This window comes from Methylophaga sp., from assembly GCF_048266885.1.
Taxonomy (GTDB): domain Bacteria; phylum Pseudomonadota; class Gammaproteobacteria; order Nitrosococcales; family Methylophagaceae; genus Methylophaga.
Genome location: NZ_JBLWYR010000013.1, coordinates 74,149 through 89,371, shown reverse-complemented (window position 1 = coordinate 89,371; position 15,223 = coordinate 74,149). Strand labels below are relative to the sequence as shown.

The 15,223-nt window shown below is 43.1% G+C and carries 16 protein-coding genes; 7 read left to right on the top strand and 9 right to left on the bottom strand.

Annotated elements, in window-relative coordinates:
• Positions 1 to 214 precede the first annotated feature (214 nt).
• Positions 215 to 1,987: a methanol/ethanol family PQQ-dependent dehydrogenase gene (locus ACN0V2_RS08295; protein WP_417550344.1), complete on the top strand. Its 1,773-nt coding sequence runs from the start codon at positions 215 to 217 to the stop codon at positions 1,985 to 1,987.
• An 80-nt stretch (positions 1,988 to 2,067) separates the two neighbouring features.
• Here the strand turns inward: ACN0V2_RS08295 and ACN0V2_RS08290 are convergent, their stop codons facing one another.
• A complete protein-coding gene (locus tag ACN0V2_RS08290; protein WP_417550343.1) occupies positions 2,068 to 2,580 on the bottom strand; it encodes a DUF1993 domain-containing protein in 513 nt (170 codons plus the stop codon).
• Between the two features lie 478 nt (positions 2,581 to 3,058).
• On the opposite strand from ACN0V2_RS08290, the gene pstS reads away from it, so the two are divergent.
• From pstS to ACN0V2_RS08265, 5 genes are all read left to right on the top strand, one after another.
• A complete protein-coding gene (pstS, locus tag ACN0V2_RS08285) occupies positions 3,059 to 4,117 on the top strand; it encodes a phosphate ABC transporter substrate-binding protein PstS (RefSeq protein WP_417550342.1) in 1,059 nt (352 codons plus the stop codon).
• 131 nt (positions 4,118 to 4,248) lie between these two features.
• Entirely contained in the window at positions 4,249 to 5,226 is a 978-nt protein-coding gene (gene pstC / locus ACN0V2_RS08280) for a phosphate ABC transporter permease subunit PstC (RefSeq protein ID WP_417550341.1), read from the top strand.
• Complete coding sequence (gene pstA, locus ACN0V2_RS08275) at positions 5,223 to 6,122, top strand: phosphate ABC transporter permease PstA (protein WP_417550340.1); 900 nt, start codon at positions 5,223 to 5,225, stop codon at positions 6,120 to 6,122. Before pstC ends, pstA begins: the two co-directional genes overlap by 4 nt.
• A 14-nt stretch (positions 6,123 to 6,136) precedes the next feature.
• A complete protein-coding gene (pstB, locus tag ACN0V2_RS08270) occupies positions 6,137 to 6,964 on the top strand; it encodes a phosphate ABC transporter ATP-binding protein PstB (protein WP_417550339.1) in 828 nt (275 codons plus the stop codon).
• Between the two features lie 67 nt (positions 6,965 to 7,031).
• Positions 7,032 to 7,697, top strand: a complete 666-nt coding sequence (locus ACN0V2_RS08265) for a hypothetical protein (protein ID WP_417550338.1) — start codon at positions 7,032 to 7,034, stop codon at positions 7,695 to 7,697.
• Here ACN0V2_RS08265 and ACN0V2_RS08260 read toward each other — a convergent pair.
• The 7 genes from ACN0V2_RS08260 to ACN0V2_RS08230 all read right to left on the bottom strand — a co-directional run bounded on the left by ACN0V2_RS08260 (position 7,694) and on the right by ACN0V2_RS08230 (position 13,891).
• Entirely contained in the window at positions 7,694 to 7,996 is a 303-nt protein-coding gene (locus tag ACN0V2_RS08260) for a hypothetical protein (RefSeq protein ID WP_417550337.1), read from the bottom strand. The two genes, ACN0V2_RS08265 and ACN0V2_RS08260, sit on opposite strands and share 4 nt — an antisense overlap.
• Before the next feature lie 274 nt (positions 7,997 to 8,270).
• Complete coding sequence (locus tag ACN0V2_RS08255; protein WP_417550336.1) at positions 8,271 to 8,672, bottom strand: SH3 domain-containing protein; 402 nt, start codon at positions 8,670 to 8,672, stop codon at positions 8,271 to 8,273.
• Positions 8,673 to 8,908: 236 nt separating this feature from the next.
• Positions 8,909 to 10,162, bottom strand: coding sequence for an ammonium transporter (locus ACN0V2_RS08250; RefSeq protein ID WP_417550335.1), 1,254 nt, complete (start codon positions 10,160 to 10,162; stop codon positions 8,909 to 8,911).
• Between the two features lie 11 nt (positions 10,163 to 10,173).
• Positions 10,174 to 10,512 carry a P-II family nitrogen regulator gene (locus ACN0V2_RS08245; RefSeq protein WP_417550334.1) on the bottom strand — a complete coding sequence of 113 codons (339 nt, stop codon included), beginning with the start codon at positions 10,510 to 10,512 and terminating at the stop codon, positions 10,174 to 10,176.
• A 235-nt stretch (positions 10,513 to 10,747) separates the two neighbouring features.
• The gene (locus ACN0V2_RS08240; RefSeq protein WP_417550333.1) at positions 10,748 to 10,912 is read right to left on the bottom strand and encodes a hypothetical protein; all 165 of its coding nucleotides are present in this window, start codon (positions 10,910 to 10,912) and stop codon (positions 10,748 to 10,750) included.
• A gap of 210 nt (positions 10,913 to 11,122) precedes the next feature.
• Positions 11,123 to 12,295, bottom strand: a complete 1,173-nt coding sequence (locus tag ACN0V2_RS08235) for a trans-sulfuration enzyme family protein (RefSeq protein WP_417550332.1) — start codon at positions 12,293 to 12,295, stop codon at positions 11,123 to 11,125.
• 228 nt (positions 12,296 to 12,523) lie between these two features.
• Positions 12,524 to 13,891 carry an ammonium transporter gene (locus ACN0V2_RS08230; protein ID WP_417550331.1) on the bottom strand — a complete coding sequence of 456 codons (1,368 nt, stop codon included), beginning with the start codon at positions 13,889 to 13,891 and terminating at the stop codon, positions 12,524 to 12,526.
• A gap of 404 nt (positions 13,892 to 14,295) precedes the next feature.
• Here ACN0V2_RS08230 and ACN0V2_RS08225 point away from each other — a divergent pair, with 404 nt between their 5' ends.
• The gene (locus ACN0V2_RS08225) at positions 14,296 to 14,637 is read left to right on the top strand and encodes a cupin domain-containing protein (protein WP_417550330.1); all 342 of its coding nucleotides are present in this window, start codon (positions 14,296 to 14,298) and stop codon (positions 14,635 to 14,637) included.
• Positions 14,638 to 14,727: 90 nt separating this feature from the next.
• On the opposite strand, the gene ACN0V2_RS08220 is transcribed toward ACN0V2_RS08225, so the two are convergent.
• On the bottom strand, positions 14,728 to 15,223 hold a 496-nt coding region (locus tag ACN0V2_RS08220; protein ID WP_417550329.1), incomplete at its 5' end, for a LuxR C-terminal-related transcriptional regulator.

Sequence of the window (15,223 nt, the reverse complement as noted above, 5' to 3'; positions counted from 1 at the left end):
GGCTCAAACTTACTATATAAGTTCTAAATAGAACCTCTCTCCTATCCTTTATCTCACTCACTTGACTGTGGTTCCAGAGCAGTAAAAAAGATTCGGACACACGGGCAATTATTCCTATTTCCTCGTTGCTAATATCCCACACTCCGTTCAAAGGCTAATTTCACATGACGGTTTTTTACTGGCTTTTTGTGGCGGGTAACATAGAGGAAACAAAATGAATAAAACTAAATTATCTATCGCAATGATGTCATTGGCGCTTCCTGGTCTCAGCGTTGCAGATGAATTACTCAGCATGCAAGAAAATCCAGACACATGGGTTATGTCAGCGGGAAACTACGCCAATACGCGTTACAGTCAATTAGATGAAATCAACCTGGACAACGTTCAGGATCTGAATATGGCCTGGTCATTTTCTACCGGTGTATTACGTGGTCACGAGGGTAACTCGCTGATTATTGATAATGTGATGTATGTTCATACACCTTATCCAAACATCGTCTACGCGCTCGATTTAAACAATGATGGTGCGATCAAATGGAAATACGAACCAAAACAAAGCTACGATGAAACGGTTCCAGTAATGTGCTGTGACGTGGTAAATCGTGGTCTGTCTTATGGCGACGGTAAAATTTTCCTCAATCAGGCGGATACCACGCTGGTTGCGTTAGATATGAATACTGGTGAAGTGATATGGTCAGATAAACGTGACGAACCTACAACTGGTGCCACTAATACCGGTAACGCCAATGTCTTTAATGACAAAATCATTGTTGGTATTTCGGGTGGTGAATTTGGTGTCCGTGGTTATGTTCAAGCCTACGATATGAAAGGCAAAACACTCTATAAAGCCTACAGCACCGGACCTGACGCAGAAATGATGGTTGATCCGCAAGACACTACAGCCATGCTAAAACCTATCGGCAAAGATTCATCATTAAATTCTTGGCAAGGTGAGCAATGGAAAATCGGTGGCGGCACCACATGGGGCTGGTTCTCATATGATCCAGATATGAATCTGTATTACTACGGTACTGGTAATCCATCTACCTGGAATCCAATGCAACGTCCCGGTGATAACAAATGGACCATGTCGCTGTTCGCTCGTGACTTAGACACCGGTGTTGCTAAATGGATCTATCAGATGACCCCGCATGATGAATGGGACTATGACGGTGTTAATGAAAACATTCTGGTAGATCAAAAAATCAAAGGCAAAATGCGTAAGATGCTGGTGCATTTTGACCGAAACGGCTTTGGTTACACCATGGACCGTGCAACAGGTGAACTGCTAGTTGCTGAAAAATTCGACCCAAGTGTCAACTGGGCCAATAGCGTTAATCTGAAAACGGGCTTGCCGGATCGGGTAGCGAAATATTCACCAGCAGCCAATGGTGAAGATACCCAAACTACCGGTATCTGCCCTGCGGCTCATGGTGCAAAAGATCAGCAACCAGCGACGTTCTCGCCAAAAACTGGTTTGTTCTATGTTCCAACCAACCATATCTGTATGGATCTGGAACCGTTTGAAGTCGAGTATGTTGCAGGGCAGCCGTATGTTGGTGCCGAAGTAAACATGTTCGCCGCAACCAAAAACAATATGGGTAACTTTATTGCTTGGGATGCTCGCGAAGGCAAAATCGTCTGGTCCAATCCTGAAACCTTCTCAGTTTGGTCAGGTGCAATGGTCACTGCTGGCGATGTAGTTTTCTATGGCACTTTAGAGGGCTACATAAAAGCGCTTGATGCTCATACTGGTCGTGAACTATGGCGCTTTAAAACAGCATCAGGCATCGTCGGTAACGTCAATTCCTATAAACACGATGGTAAACAATACATCTCTATCTTGTCAGGCATTGGTGGTTGGGCCGGTATTGGTATGACCAACAATCTGGAAAATGACACAGATGGTCTGGGCGCCGTAGGTGCCTACAAATCACTATCCAACTGGACTTCACTGGGTGGTGTATTAAGCGTGTTTAGTTTGTAATTTGATTTAACAGCAGCTTCATGATGTGGCCCGACACTATTTATAGTGTCGGGCTTTTTTAGATCTCTGATGGTTAAAAATTAGCTTTTATAGGGCATCTCGCCTAAGTAATCCTTTTTACCGACATCGACCCCATTATGACGAAGGATCGCATAGGCGGTAGTGATGTGAAAATAAAGATTAGGAATAGCGTGTTGTATGGCAAATTCAAACCCGGTTAGGTATTTACCTTCCCAGCGAGGTTGAGAAACATGACGTTCTACAGCGCCATCAAAGTCGCTGGGATTAATGGTGGCTAAATAGGCTAATACCGATTCAATGCGTGCTTTTAATTCTGGCAATGTGGTTTCTGTATCAGCATGAACAGGTACGGTATCGACGGTGCCAATTAATCGTGCAACGCCAATTTTTGCTGTGTCACAAGCAATTTGAATTTGACGTGTTAAGGAAAATTGGTCAGGTGCTAAGCGGCTATTTAATAAAACACTGGTATCAAATTTTTTGGCAGTTGCTTGCGCTTCGCCTTTATCTAAAATGTCACTTAGATTTTTTAACATTTTGCTAAATTGCACAACGGTTAATTCGTAAAGCATAAAAACTCCAAAATTTAGGGTGGATATAGTGTGGAACACCTTCAAAAACAGCTTGGTTAAACAGTAGACTTTTCATGCAGGCTAAACGGCAAGAAATGCTGTAGGAAAATGAACAGACAGCCAAATCGTGGCAATCCTGAAACAAGATGCAAGGTAAGCACGTTCAAGAACTTTGCCGCATACACTTAGCCAACATTATCACTTTTTACCCGCGACACATCCAAAATGTTGAAATGTACAGGCCAATGTCAAAGACTTTAAGTTTTACGATGAGCTAAGCCTACTTTCTCATTATTTGTAAAAGACTTTTCTCTATGATTGAGGAGCTCATCGCTATCTTCAGTACAAAATTAAACCATCGTAAATTCATAGAATCCTAACTATTCCATCGCACTGTCATAAATGTTTAACAAACAGCCAATAGACTCACTGAATTGTAAATCAAGTGTTTTACTTTTTTCACTAGTCAGGAGTTTTTATGAAACTATTTGCGAAGAGCGCAAAGTCAGTTTTGGTTATTGGTGCCCTTCTTGGTGCCATGAGTTCAACAGCTGCATATGCTGATCTTAAATTGAATGGTTCAGGTGCAAGCTTCCCAGCACCGCTTTATAACAAGTGGTTTAAAGATTACAGCAAACAAACTGATGGTGTTCGTATCGACTACCAATCAAAAGGTAGTGGCGCAGGTATTCAAGATTTCATTAATGAAACTGTCGATTTTGCAGCAAGTGATGCCGCGATGTCTGATAGTGAAATTGAACAAGTAAAAAAAGGTGCCATCCTGTTACCAACAACAGCGGGTGAAATTGTCATCTCTTACAATCTTGATGGTATTACCGAACTGAAACTTCCACGTGATGTTTACCCAGAAATCTTCTTGGGTAACATTACTAACTGGAACGACCCAAAAATCCAAGCAGCCAACCCTGGCATTGAGCTTCCTGATCAAAAAATCACCGTTGTTGTTCGTTCTGACTCAAGTGGTACAAGCTATGTATTCACTCACCACTTAGCAGCAATCAGTGACAACTTCAAACAAGCTGTTGGTGGTTCTAAAGCTCCAAATTGGCCAAGTGCAGGCACGATTGTTAAAGCACCTAAAAACGATGGTGTAACTGCAACCATCAAGCAAACTCCTGGTGCAATTGGCTATATCGAATATGGTTTTGCCAAATTAACCAAAATGCCAACCGCACAACTGCAAAATCAAAAAGGTAACTTTATTGAAGCCGGTGGTGAGACAGGTGCTGCAGCATTAGCAAGTACAGCTTTCCCTGAAGGCAATCTGCCAGGTAGCGATGTACCCGATTTACGTGCATGGGCAACTGATCCATCTGGTGACAATGCTTACCCTATCGCAACGTTCACTTGGTTACTTGTTTACAAAAACCAAGGTGAAGAGAAAGCAAAAGCATTAAAAGACCTGATTGAATACATGATCACAACTGGTCAAGAATCATCTGAAGCAATGGGTTATATCCCATTACCAGAAAACGTCGTTGAAAAAGTTCGCAACGCAGCGAATATGATTCAGTAATCACCATTGGTTAGTAGATAGAAACAATGCTGCAAGTGTTTAAAACGCTTGCAGCATTTATCTGTTTAATACTCCACAAATTTGATGTTAGCGATATTTACTAAAAATATTCACGATTGATAGGAACACAAATGGTTCACGATCCTTTTAAAGATTCTGCGAGTGGCAATACGCTCTCTGCACCACCTACGCCCAGTGATTACATGAAGGACTCGATATTCAGGTCTTTTGCCTATTTCTGTGCCCTGTCAATTATTCTGTTGTTGGCCTATATCGTTTTCGAACTTGGCTCTCAAGCCCTACCAGCTATTAAAGAACACGGTTTAGGCTTTATCACTGGCACTACCTGGGATACAAACCAAGGTGAGTTCGGTGTTTTACCTGAAATTTGGGGAACGTTATACAGCTCCCTGCTCGCTCTGGTGATTGGCGGTGTATTAGGCGTTGCCATTGCTATCTTCCTGACCCAAGGGTTTGTGCATGCCAAAATCGAAGTGATGTTTAGAACCGTCATTGAACTTTTAGCGGCTATTCCTTCAGTAGTTTATGGTTTATGGGGTATTTATGTACTCATCCCATTAATCAGGCCAGCCGCTCATTGGTTACATGAAACATTTGGTTGGTTTCCTCTTTTTGGTACTGAGTTAAGCGGTCCTGGTCTGGCACCTGCGGCTTTGGTACTAGCGATTATGATTCTGCCCACGGTTGCCGCCATTTCAGCTGACGCTTTCCGTCGTATTCCATACAAAATCAAAGAAGCGGCTTATGGTATGGGCGCAACGAAATGGGAAGTCATTCTCAAAGTCATGCTACCAACGGCCTCTTCTGGGATTCTGGCAGGTTTAGTTTTAGGGTTTGGTCGCGCTTTAGGTGAAACCATGGCGCTGGCGATGTTGATTGGTAACGTCAATGACATCAGCATATCGCTGTTTGCTCCGGCTAATACCCTGGCTTCATTACTGGCTTCGACTTTCCCTGAAGCAGGCGAAATTGAAATCCAGGCACTGATGTACGCTTCTCTGGTGCTGCTCGTTATCACGTTTTTAGTCAATGTTGCCGGCCTCGCTGTTCAGCAACGTACCATGCGTAAATTCGAGGGTAAAAAATGAGCCAAATTAATGAACAGATCCTGCCACCACGGATCAATTTGCCGAGTCTTGAAAAGAATGTGCTCGAACTCAGGGCACTGAAAGATTTTTTCCTGACGGGATTGGTGTGGGGTTTAGCGGTATTAGCAAGTATTCCGTTGATCTCGGTTATTTATATGTTGATCATCGAAGGTGGTGCGAGACTTGATTTTGAGGCTATTACAGCCTTGCCGCCAGCAGGTTTTGAAACAGGTGGCGGTTTTGGTAATGCTATCTTAGGTACGCTGACGATGGTCGGCATTGCCTCCGCACTTAGTATTCCAATCGGCATCATGGCAGCACTGCATTTGGCGATTCTTAATCCCAATAGTAAAACCGCGACCGTCTCCAGATTTTTAGCCAAAGTACTGACAGGTTTCCCTTCTATTCTGGCCGGTGTGTTTGTCTATGCTGTCATCGTTATTACCACAGGCACATATTCAGCTTGGGCTGGTGGTGTTGCCTTAGCTGTATTAATGCTGCCAACGGTTACTCTGGCCGCTGAAGAAGCCATGAAACAAGTACCACAACGAATGAAAGATGCTGCGTTTGGCATGGGATGCACGCGTACTCAGGTCATTTTTAAAGTTGTCTTACCAACAGCCTTACCCGGCATTATGACAGGCGTCATTCTGGCCGTTGCTGGTGCTGCAGGCGAATCGGCTCCATTACTGTTTACAGCACTGTTTAGTAATTACTACATGTCTGAGCTAGCAGAACCAACCGCCTCACTCTCGATTCTGATTTACAACTTTTCCGGTATGCCATTTGAGAATCAGATTGAACTGGCGTGGGCCGCCTCTTTGGCGCTGGTCATACTGGTACTGTTTTTCAATATTGTTGCCCGTGTGATCGGCAGAACGAAATTTAGAGAATAACCAAGGAAATAACTATGAATATGCAAGCCGAAACAGGTGAGTTTATCGCCAAAAAATATGAGCCTAAAGGCCCGGTAGTTTTAGACTGCTACGTCAAAAATATTTACTACGGTGATTTCAGAGCCGTTAGGGACACCACCATCCCGATTGAAAAAAACAAGGTGACCGGTTTTATCGGCCCTTCTGGTTGCGGTAAAAGTACCGTACTAAGAAGTATGAACCGGATGAATGATCTGATTGACTCGTTCAGATTTGAAGGACATATCCAATACCATAATCATGATATCTACAGCAAAAAAGTGGATGCGGTGATTGTAAGACGTTATATCGGTATGGTTTTCCAACTTCCTAACCCCTTCTCGATGAGCATTTATGACAACGTTGCGTTTGGTTTACGACTCAATGGGTATAAAGGTGATGAAGAAGAGATGGTGGAAAAAGCACTGAAAAGAGCCGCCATCTGGAACGATGTTAAAGACAAACTTAAAAACAGCGGCCTCTCATTATCAGGTGGCCAGCAACAACGTCTTTGTATTGCCAGAGCGATTGCAACAGAGCCTGATGTATTGTTAATGGATGAACCTTGCTCTGCATTGGATCCGATTGCCACACGTCAGATTGAAGAACTGATGGTTGAGTTAAAAGAACATTACAGCGTGGCGCTGGTCACCCACAATATGCAGCAAGCCATGCGTGTTGCTGATGTCACAGCATTTCTGGGGGTAGATATTTCAAATGGTGGCCGAACAGGCTATTTGGTAGAAATGGATGACACCAAGAAAATTTTTGAAGATCCACAGCAATTGTTGACCAAACAATATGTCAGGGGCGAGTTTAGTTAATTCTGGCTTCGTGCCATTTTTTACGAATAACGACGGCAAGACATGATGAACTATTGGGTTTGATTTGATGGACAATATTGCCAGACTAGATATTGCTGCCATCAGATCGTGCCTGATAGATACGCAACGCAACTTTAAAAAAATTAACGCCTCACTCAAGGTGAAACGAACACCACCCAGCGATACGGTGATCGAAAATCTGATTGCCGGTTATGCAAAGATTGATGAATATTTAGCCAGCGGTACCGATTTATTTGCTTATGGTAATTCGGGATTGTTGCTCGAACTGAACTATATCGTTTTGTATCAACACTCAAGCACTTCATCAATAGAGAAACACTCCCAGTTTGAAGCCACGCAAGCGCATTTTTATGATGTTAGAGATGGTGGGATAGGCCAGTTAATGGATTGGTTGGCTTTGAATCAAAACACCAATGTTTGGAAACGTAGTGCAGGCATTTTCACCAATATCCTCAGTCAGCCACAGCTTTTTTTAGAAGGCAATCATCGCACAGGGTCATTAATTATGAGCTATGTGTTGATGCGTGAAGGTTATTCGCCTTTTGTTTTATCCTATGAAAATGCCAAACATTTTTTTGAGCCGGCAGAACTCACCAAAAAGCGGCGGAAAAAATCGCTGGTAGATGATTTCATTTATCTGCCCAAGCAAACACGGAAATTTGCCAAGCTGCTCAGAAGCGAACAAACCAAACGTCAGTTTTTACTAAGCTAGTGATAGTTGTTTCCCGTGGAGTTTTTCTCTTTTAACTCACCACGATTGGATCGCAGGATTTTTTGAAACTTTTCCGGATCGTTTTTAAGAATATCGACATATTCGTTTACTAATTCCTGCCATTCAGGTCCACCATAAATGGAAAACTTCTCAAGTGAGACCATTAATAGTTTCGCTGCGACTCTAAGTTCTTTTTGCTCTGCTTCACCATACCAGCCAGTCAATTCACTATAGAGGGCCTCGATTTTTTCTAACGGCGTAAACTCAACGACCATGTCTTGAAGTTCTTTTTTGCTCATAACGATTCTCAACTCTGTGAACTGGCGTGTATGTAGTAAACATATATTAGCCAATCTAGACAAAAATTATTGGGGGATGGCTGATTGAAAAAAAGAGCGACTGCTATCTTAGTAAATAACTCGTAGTTCAAACCGTTTTCTGGGATCCGGCTTGAAATCAACCATACAAAAGCTCCCCCTTCTTCAAGCAATATGAGCTGCTAAAAGGGAGAGCAAGATCAGATAATTAGTAGTTGATGAAGCGTGATTGTTGTTTGGCTATTGTTTTAACAAATTAACGTTTGCTGACCAATATCTTTTGAACCCAACCTTCAGAACCTTCATCGGTTGTAATGTAATAAAAACCGTTGGCTTCTTCACCCATAAAGATAATGTCATTTTCTTTGTTGAGTTCTGACACGGTGGAAGATTCTTTGCTGGGATCCGCAAACACTTTTAGCTTATTAATTTTGGGCGCTAACACATCGCCAGTGGTGAATTCAGTTGGAGCGGTTGTTTCTTTATTTGCACTAAAGCCCAAATCGTCCTTCAAAGAACTGACTTCTTTAGTGCCGCTGGTAACATCAGATACAGCATTTTTTAAATCGCGAATTCCGTTCAAAAAATCAGCATGGGTAAGGGGTGAGATAACCATAAAAAGAGCAGCGGAAGTAGCTAAAAATGTCTGCTTAAACATGATGTTGTTTCCTTACAATGAAAGATGAAATGAGTATTTATTCGTGAATAATAATTAAAAACACATAAAAATTCACCAACTTTTTACCAGTTAGTCATTCTATTAAAAATAGAATGACTGTTTAGTAGCATCACCAAAATTTTGGTCTAATCTCAAAGTTGCTTAAGTACTAAGAAAATGGAAATAAAAACGCCGGCAAAAAACCGGCGTTTTATGGAAGCTATAAAACTCCCTTGTTATTTATCAGAAGTGAATTCCGGATAAGCATTCATACCACATTCATGGATATCCATACCTTCCATTTCTTCCTCATCACTAACCCGTAACTTGGCGAATTTGTTGATAATCGACAGTACGATATAAGAAGCTATAAACATCCAGGCAAAGGTCACCACTGTACCAATCGTCTGACCCGCTATCGTTGCATCAGGGTTGCTGAACAGTACGGCAAAGATCCCCCAGATACCTGCAGCACCATGTACTGAGATAGCACCGACTGGATCGTCAAGCTGCATTTTATCCAGGAATATCACCGAGAACACCAACACCACACCACCCACTGCACCGATAATTAAAGCCAGGCCTGGGCTTGGCAGTAATGGTTCGGCAGTAATCGCCACCAGACCAGCCAACGCGCCGCTTAGGGTCATGGTTAAGTCAGTTTTGCCGAATAGGAATCTGGCAAGCAATGAAGCCGCGACCATACCTGCTGCGGCAGCCATATTGGTGTTGACAAAGATTTTGGCGACAGCGTTAGCTTCTTCGATATTGGCGATTTTTAATTCTGAACCTCCATTGAAACCAAACCAGCCAAACCAAAGGATAAACATACCTAAGGTTGCCATCGGTAAGTTGGCGCCTGGAATCGCGTGAACTTCGCCGTTTTTGCCGTACTTACCTTTACGTGGCCCAATGATAATAACGGCTGCCAACGCAGCTGCAGCACCTGCCATATGTACGACAACTGAACCGGCGAAATCTTGGAAACCCAGTTGATCCAAGAAGCCACCACCCCATTTCCAGTAACCTTCTACTGGATAGATAAAGCCAACCATAAATACAGCAAAAATCAGAAACGGCCACAAACGCATACGTTCAGCAACGGCACCTGAAACGATCGACATAGTCGCTGCAGCAAACACCGCCTGGAAGATAAAATCAGCCATAGCAGAGTAATACGGTGCACCTTCACCACCCGCTAAAACAGATTCGGTGCTGTTATCTTCACCCAAGAAGAAATCAAGACCAGGAATCCAAGAGTTAACCGGATCGGCTGGGTACATGATGTTATAACCAACAACGAAATAAACCAGACAGGCAATACCGTATAACAGGACATTTTTATTAAGGATTTCGACTGTATTCTTACTGCGTACCAACCCTGATTCCAACATGGCAAAACCCGCTGCCATTAACATAACCAACGCTGTGCACATCAGGAAATAGAATGTGTCGAGCGCATAACTCACTTCAATTACAAGCGTATCCATTCTGCTCTCCTTTAAATTGCTTCTTCGCCAGTTTCACCCGTTCTGATACGAACGATTGATTCCAGCGGGGAAACGAAAATTTTGCCATCGCCAATCTTGCCCGTATTAGCTGTAGTCGAAATGACGTCGATGGTTTTTTCAACGTCGTCATCACCTACCACTAATTCCAGTTTGATTTTGGGTTGAAAATTGACTGTATATTCCGCACCACGGTAGATTTCGCTATGGCCTTTTTGTCGGCCATAGCCTTTTACCTCGGTCACGGTGAGACCAGCCACGCCGATCTCATGAATGGCCTCTCGCACCAGCTCGAGAGCATGTGGGCGAATAATCGCCGTAATCATCTTCATTCCTCGCTCCTGTTAATTCCAATGAAATATTTTTTACCCCGGCGAAACAATGAAAAATCCGTGCCACGTATTTTTTTCAGGATTGTCAGTGAGTTAAGAATTAACATTAGACAGGACGGGACCAAACGCATTAATTTGGTGCAACAACAAAGTTAAAAATGCACTGGCAATGTGCACCTTTAAGTAAAGGAGTTTTTATTCGGGACTTAAAGCTGGTTCTGTTATTAGGGCGTATTTATCTTTCATCTCCACCTCTGTTGTGAGCTGAAAAATCGTCAATCAAGGCACGAGGAGCGCTTTTTAGTTGTTCTAAATAAGTGACGAGCAAAGCTTCCGCATCCTGCTCACGCCCCTGACCTACATCCATGTAGGCCACGCAGAGTGGCGCTTTTTCAGTCACAACCCGAAGGGCTGGGACTATTTTTGCGGCCGCCTATGTTGTATGAAATACATCCCTGTATTTCACCGCTACGCGGCCAGCTAAGCTGTTCAAATGAGTTCCAGACTCATTTGTCAATCACTTATGTAGGAAGGCTACACGGCGTGCTTTCCGCCCTGCCGGACACAAAAATAGCCGCCAGCAGTTGTGGATATGAAAGATAAACACGCCCTAGCAGCGACGGAACGCCTGTTCCAGATCGTTAATCAAATCTTTGATATCTTCCAATCCGACTGACAACCTAATCAGACTGCCGTCCACATCAGCTTGTTTGAGTGTCTCTTCTGACAAACCATAATGTGAGGTGTAAATAGGCTGGGTAGCAAGACTCTCTACTCCCCCCAGGCTAGGTGCTATGGCAAACACGTTCAGAAGATCAACAAAACGCTCGGCCATTGCGGCATCGCCCTCAATGTAAAAGCTGACCATACCGCCAAAACCGGACATTTGTTGATTGATAAAATCATTTTCCGGATGAGGCGTTAATCCGGGATAACAAGTTTTACGAACCTGCGGATGGGTGTCCAGATAGTTAGCAATTAGCTGAGCATTAAAATTGTGCCGTTCGACCCTGAGCACCAATGTAAGGAGGCTACGGGATAATTTGTGTGCCACTTCTGTTGCAATCGTCTGACCGAGATTTTTACGCCACTCATTAATAGCCTCAAGGTGCACAATCGGTCCGGACAATACTCCAGCGGTCAAGTCACTGTGCCCACCCAGATACTTTGTTGCACTTTGCACAGTAAAATCTGCCCCAAGCGCTATCGGGCACTGATTAATGGGTGTGGCAAAGGTATTGTCTACCGCTAAGAAAGCCCCATTTGCGTGAACCAATTTCGCCAACCGTTTTATGTCTTGTAGATGCAATGTGGGATTGCTTGGCGTTTCAATAAACACCAATGTCGGTTGATTAGATTTCATTGCCGTTTCAACGGAATTCAGATCTGTTTTCTGTAATCTGAATGTTTTGATGCCAAGTGCAGGTAGGTATTTGCTTAAAAGCTGTTGGGTTCCTCCATATACATCTCCTACACAGAGAATACCCTGTGTGGCAAACTGCATAAACAAAGCAGAAATCGCCGCCATACCTGACGAAAATGCCAAACTAGCCTCGGCTTGATCCAATTGAGCAAGTTTACTTTCCAGTGCAGTGATGGTTGGATTCATACCATAGCGAGTATAAAAAGCTCCTTGGGTTTTACCCTCAATAACATCACGCATGGTCTGCGTACTCTCGAAAGCAAACAGGCTCGTATCGTAAAGCGGTGGTTGAGGCGAACCTTGATCATTTTGGTGTGAATTACTGTGAATGCACTCAGTCATTGTTAGGTTTGATTTCATGCCTCTGCCTTCTATTAAAGAATGTTTGGTATAAGAAAGTATCGGATGGCTATAATCCAGTATCAACACATTAAAATCATTAAACGAAAAAATCCGGCCGAAGCCGGACTTTATAGGCGTATCTTGAACAGTTCACCTTGCCCACTGTCTCAGTGAAAATTTGTATATTTCACTATTGAGACTGTGAGCAAAGCAAACTAATCTTATTCCGTAGAACACACTCTAGGTTTAAGATTTATTGTCAGTCACAGGATCAACATCCGGTTCAATGTCCCAGAATACTTTATCTAGACCTTGGGCCTGATCATCATCAGATACATCCATGCCGATAGTGTGTTTCAGAATAAATGACATCACTAACGCGGTCACAATACCAAAACCAAGACACACCACGATGCCCACCACCTGCATCAACACCCCAATTTCACCATGCTGGAAGGCATAAGCACCCTCTTCAATACCGAGGTAACCGCCACGTGGTACACCAATATGCAGCAGACCAGTCATGATAAGACCATACGAACCTACACCGGCAAACAAGGGCAGTAATTTATGTTCATCAATATTACGTTTTTGCATGAACTCATAAATTAAGTACGCTATAACTGGAGCACCCAGCGCCACCAAAAACATCTGCCAGGGCACATAAACGTCAAAACCTGAAGCACCAGCCACATAACCAGCCAGAGGGCCTAGTAGCAGATAACTGAACTTACGGGTGGAGTAAGCCAAGACAGCCCCCATAAGAGCACCACCTGCCCATGCTGCACCATAATTGTTAAAGGCAATACCGACACTGGTATCCGCCATCGTCACACTGACTGCCAACGCTTCCGGATCGAAGAAAAACAGACAAGACATAATAACCATCGGCAAACCGGCAAAAATAGTCATCACACCGACTGTCAGTAGCCCTAAGTTGGGTGGACGGTATTCTGAGACATTGGGATGCGCTGAAAACATGCCTGGACGTGGTCTAAGCTTGCGAACAAATACCATCGCCATACCCGCTGGGAATAGATACACAAACCCCACACCAAAGAAGTCATGGAAGCCCAAATTAGTCAGTGGACCGACCGAACCCCAAGTAATCCAGCTCAAAATGGATGAAACAATGGTGGCGACAAAAGCAGTGATGTAATAAGCCGATGCTTTCATTCGTTCTGATACTGCAAAGTGCAGCAGAACATTCACAATACCGGCAAAACAAGCGAGGAAGAAAATAAAGATCTGGAAGTTATTCAAACCCGGAAAAACTGCCGGATCCACATTTTGTGCCATTGAATTTGAAAGTGCCCCGCCTGCCCACCAGTCTTTAATGGTATCAACCAGTGTGTAATCCACCATGATGTAATATTGTGACGCCCAAAAAGAAAAACCAATAAGAAAGTAAGCCGTAAAACCGATAAAAAAACCAACCATTTTTTCTATCGTGGCATTAAAGATATTACGTCTTCGTACTCCCCCAACATCAATCAACATTAAACCAATAACAACAAAAATAGCCCCCACAGTACCCGAGGCATAAACCAGATTTTGCACAAGCATGCTCAGACTAACCTGCTCAGCAAACAAATTTGCGACTTCTGTTTCCATAAAAAAGTATCCCTTATTATATTTTTGACTGCGGATGGGAATTCAACCGCAGGAAACCGAATCTATTCCCCGGCTAAAGGTGTGTCTATTACTAAGACTAATTACCACTTAGGGGGTAATAACTCTTGATAGGGCTTATTTTGTAGGGATTGGTCATTATTTATTGAGAAAAAAGGTCTAGTTTTTATATAAGAAAAATTAATTTTTTTCCGCAATAAAAATTCAGAACTCTTATTTTGACAACCTATGTATTTAGTAAGCCGAATTTTAAACAGAATTTCTTCTTAAAGTACGCCAAGTGACTGTTTATAAAAGACTATACAAACAGAGTACTACTTCAGAAGGATTGTCCCTGATTCAGTGACGTTATTTAATCGGACCGTCACTAACGAAGGAGACATTTTATGAAAATTCAAAAACAGGCTGTTAAAGACCCGCAACCAACAATGGGCATTGATGGTATTAATGCCACATTAGGTGACAGCATCGTTTCGGATAGCCAGGACAAAACACTTTGTGCCGGCTTTTTTCACCTGAATAAAACTGATAAACCACTGGTCTATACATACGATTATGAAGAAATGAAGTATGTTGCAGAGGGCGAATTCTTCATTACTGATGAATCCGGTCAGAAAGTACATGCCACCGTGGGTGATGTGCTGTTTTTTGGCAATGGAGAAACCATTACCTTTGAAACACCGACCCGTGGCGTTGGCTTCTTTGTAGGTCAGCGTAAAGCACTATAATTTGCTGGAGTGATCACGCTCCAGATTATTTACAGATAATTATTGCCGGCAAACCTGATTCAGGATTGTCGGCATTAATTTATTCAGTCTTTACCGGCCATCCTGTTGATGCTTCCAAACAACCGCTTCCAATCGTGAAGTCAGATTAAGCTTACGCAGGATGTTTTTGATATGCACTTTTACAGTGGTGTCCCGGATATCCAGTTTGCGGGCAATGGTCTTGTTATTCATTCCCTCTGCCAGACATTCCAAAATTTCATTTTCACGTACAGTCAGATTCACATCATCCGCATTTACTTTATGATGAGGGTCAATTAACGCATTCTTTAATATTTCAGTCATGCTGTCCTGCAGCACGGTGACGCCGACAGCTGCTTTCAGCAAATGGTTACGTAAATCTTCCGGCTCCATATCCTTTAACAAATAGCCATCAGCCCCAATTCGTAAGGCTTCAAGCAAGTTTTCTTCCGCATCGGATACCGTCAACATCACATAATGAGCCTCTAAATCCGTCGCTTTGAAACGACGTAATGTCTCAAGACCATTCATGCCTTTCATATTGAGGTCCAACAATACCAGATCCGGC

Coding starts and splice junctions, on each gene's coding strand:
- ACN0V2_RS08295 (WP_417550344.1), top strand. CDS start 215: ATGAATAAAACTAAATTATCTATCGCAATGATGTCATTGGCGCTTCCT.
- ACN0V2_RS08290 (WP_417550343.1), bottom strand. CDS start 2,580: ATGCTTTACGAATTAACCGTTGTGCAATTTAGCAAAATGTTAAAAAAT.
- pstS (WP_417550342.1), top strand. CDS start 3,059: ATGAAACTATTTGCGAAGAGCGCAAAGTCAGTTTTGGTTATTGGTGCC.
- pstC (WP_417550341.1), top strand. CDS start 4,249: ATGGTTCACGATCCTTTTAAAGATTCTGCGAGTGGCAATACGCTCTCT.
- pstA (WP_417550340.1), top strand. CDS start 5,223: ATGAGCCAAATTAATGAACAGATCCTGCCACCACGGATCAATTTGCCG.
- pstB (WP_417550339.1), top strand. CDS start 6,137: ATGAATATGCAAGCCGAAACAGGTGAGTTTATCGCCAAAAAATATGAG.
- ACN0V2_RS08265 (WP_417550338.1), top strand. CDS start 7,032: ATGGACAATATTGCCAGACTAGATATTGCTGCCATCAGATCGTGCCTG.
- ACN0V2_RS08260 (WP_417550337.1), bottom strand. CDS start 7,996: ATGAGCAAAAAAGAACTTCAAGACATGGTCGTTGAGTTTACGCCGTTA.
- ACN0V2_RS08255 (WP_417550336.1), bottom strand. CDS start 8,672: ATGTTTAAGCAGACATTTTTAGCTACTTCCGCTGCTCTTTTTATGGTT.
- ACN0V2_RS08250 (WP_417550335.1), bottom strand. CDS start 10,162: ATGGATACGCTTGTAATTGAAGTGAGTTATGCGCTCGACACATTCTAT.
- ACN0V2_RS08245 (WP_417550334.1), bottom strand. CDS start 10,512: ATGAAGATGATTACGGCGATTATTCGCCCACATGCTCTCGAGCTGGTG.
- ACN0V2_RS08235 (WP_417550332.1), bottom strand. CDS start 12,295: ATGAAATCAAACCTAACAATGACTGAGTGCATTCACAGTAATTCACAC.
- ACN0V2_RS08230 (WP_417550331.1), bottom strand. CDS start 13,891: ATGGAAACAGAAGTCGCAAATTTGTTTGCTGAGCAGGTTAGTCTGAGC.
- ACN0V2_RS08225 (WP_417550330.1), top strand. CDS start 14,296: ATGAAAATTCAAAAACAGGCTGTTAAAGACCCGCAACCAACAATGGGC.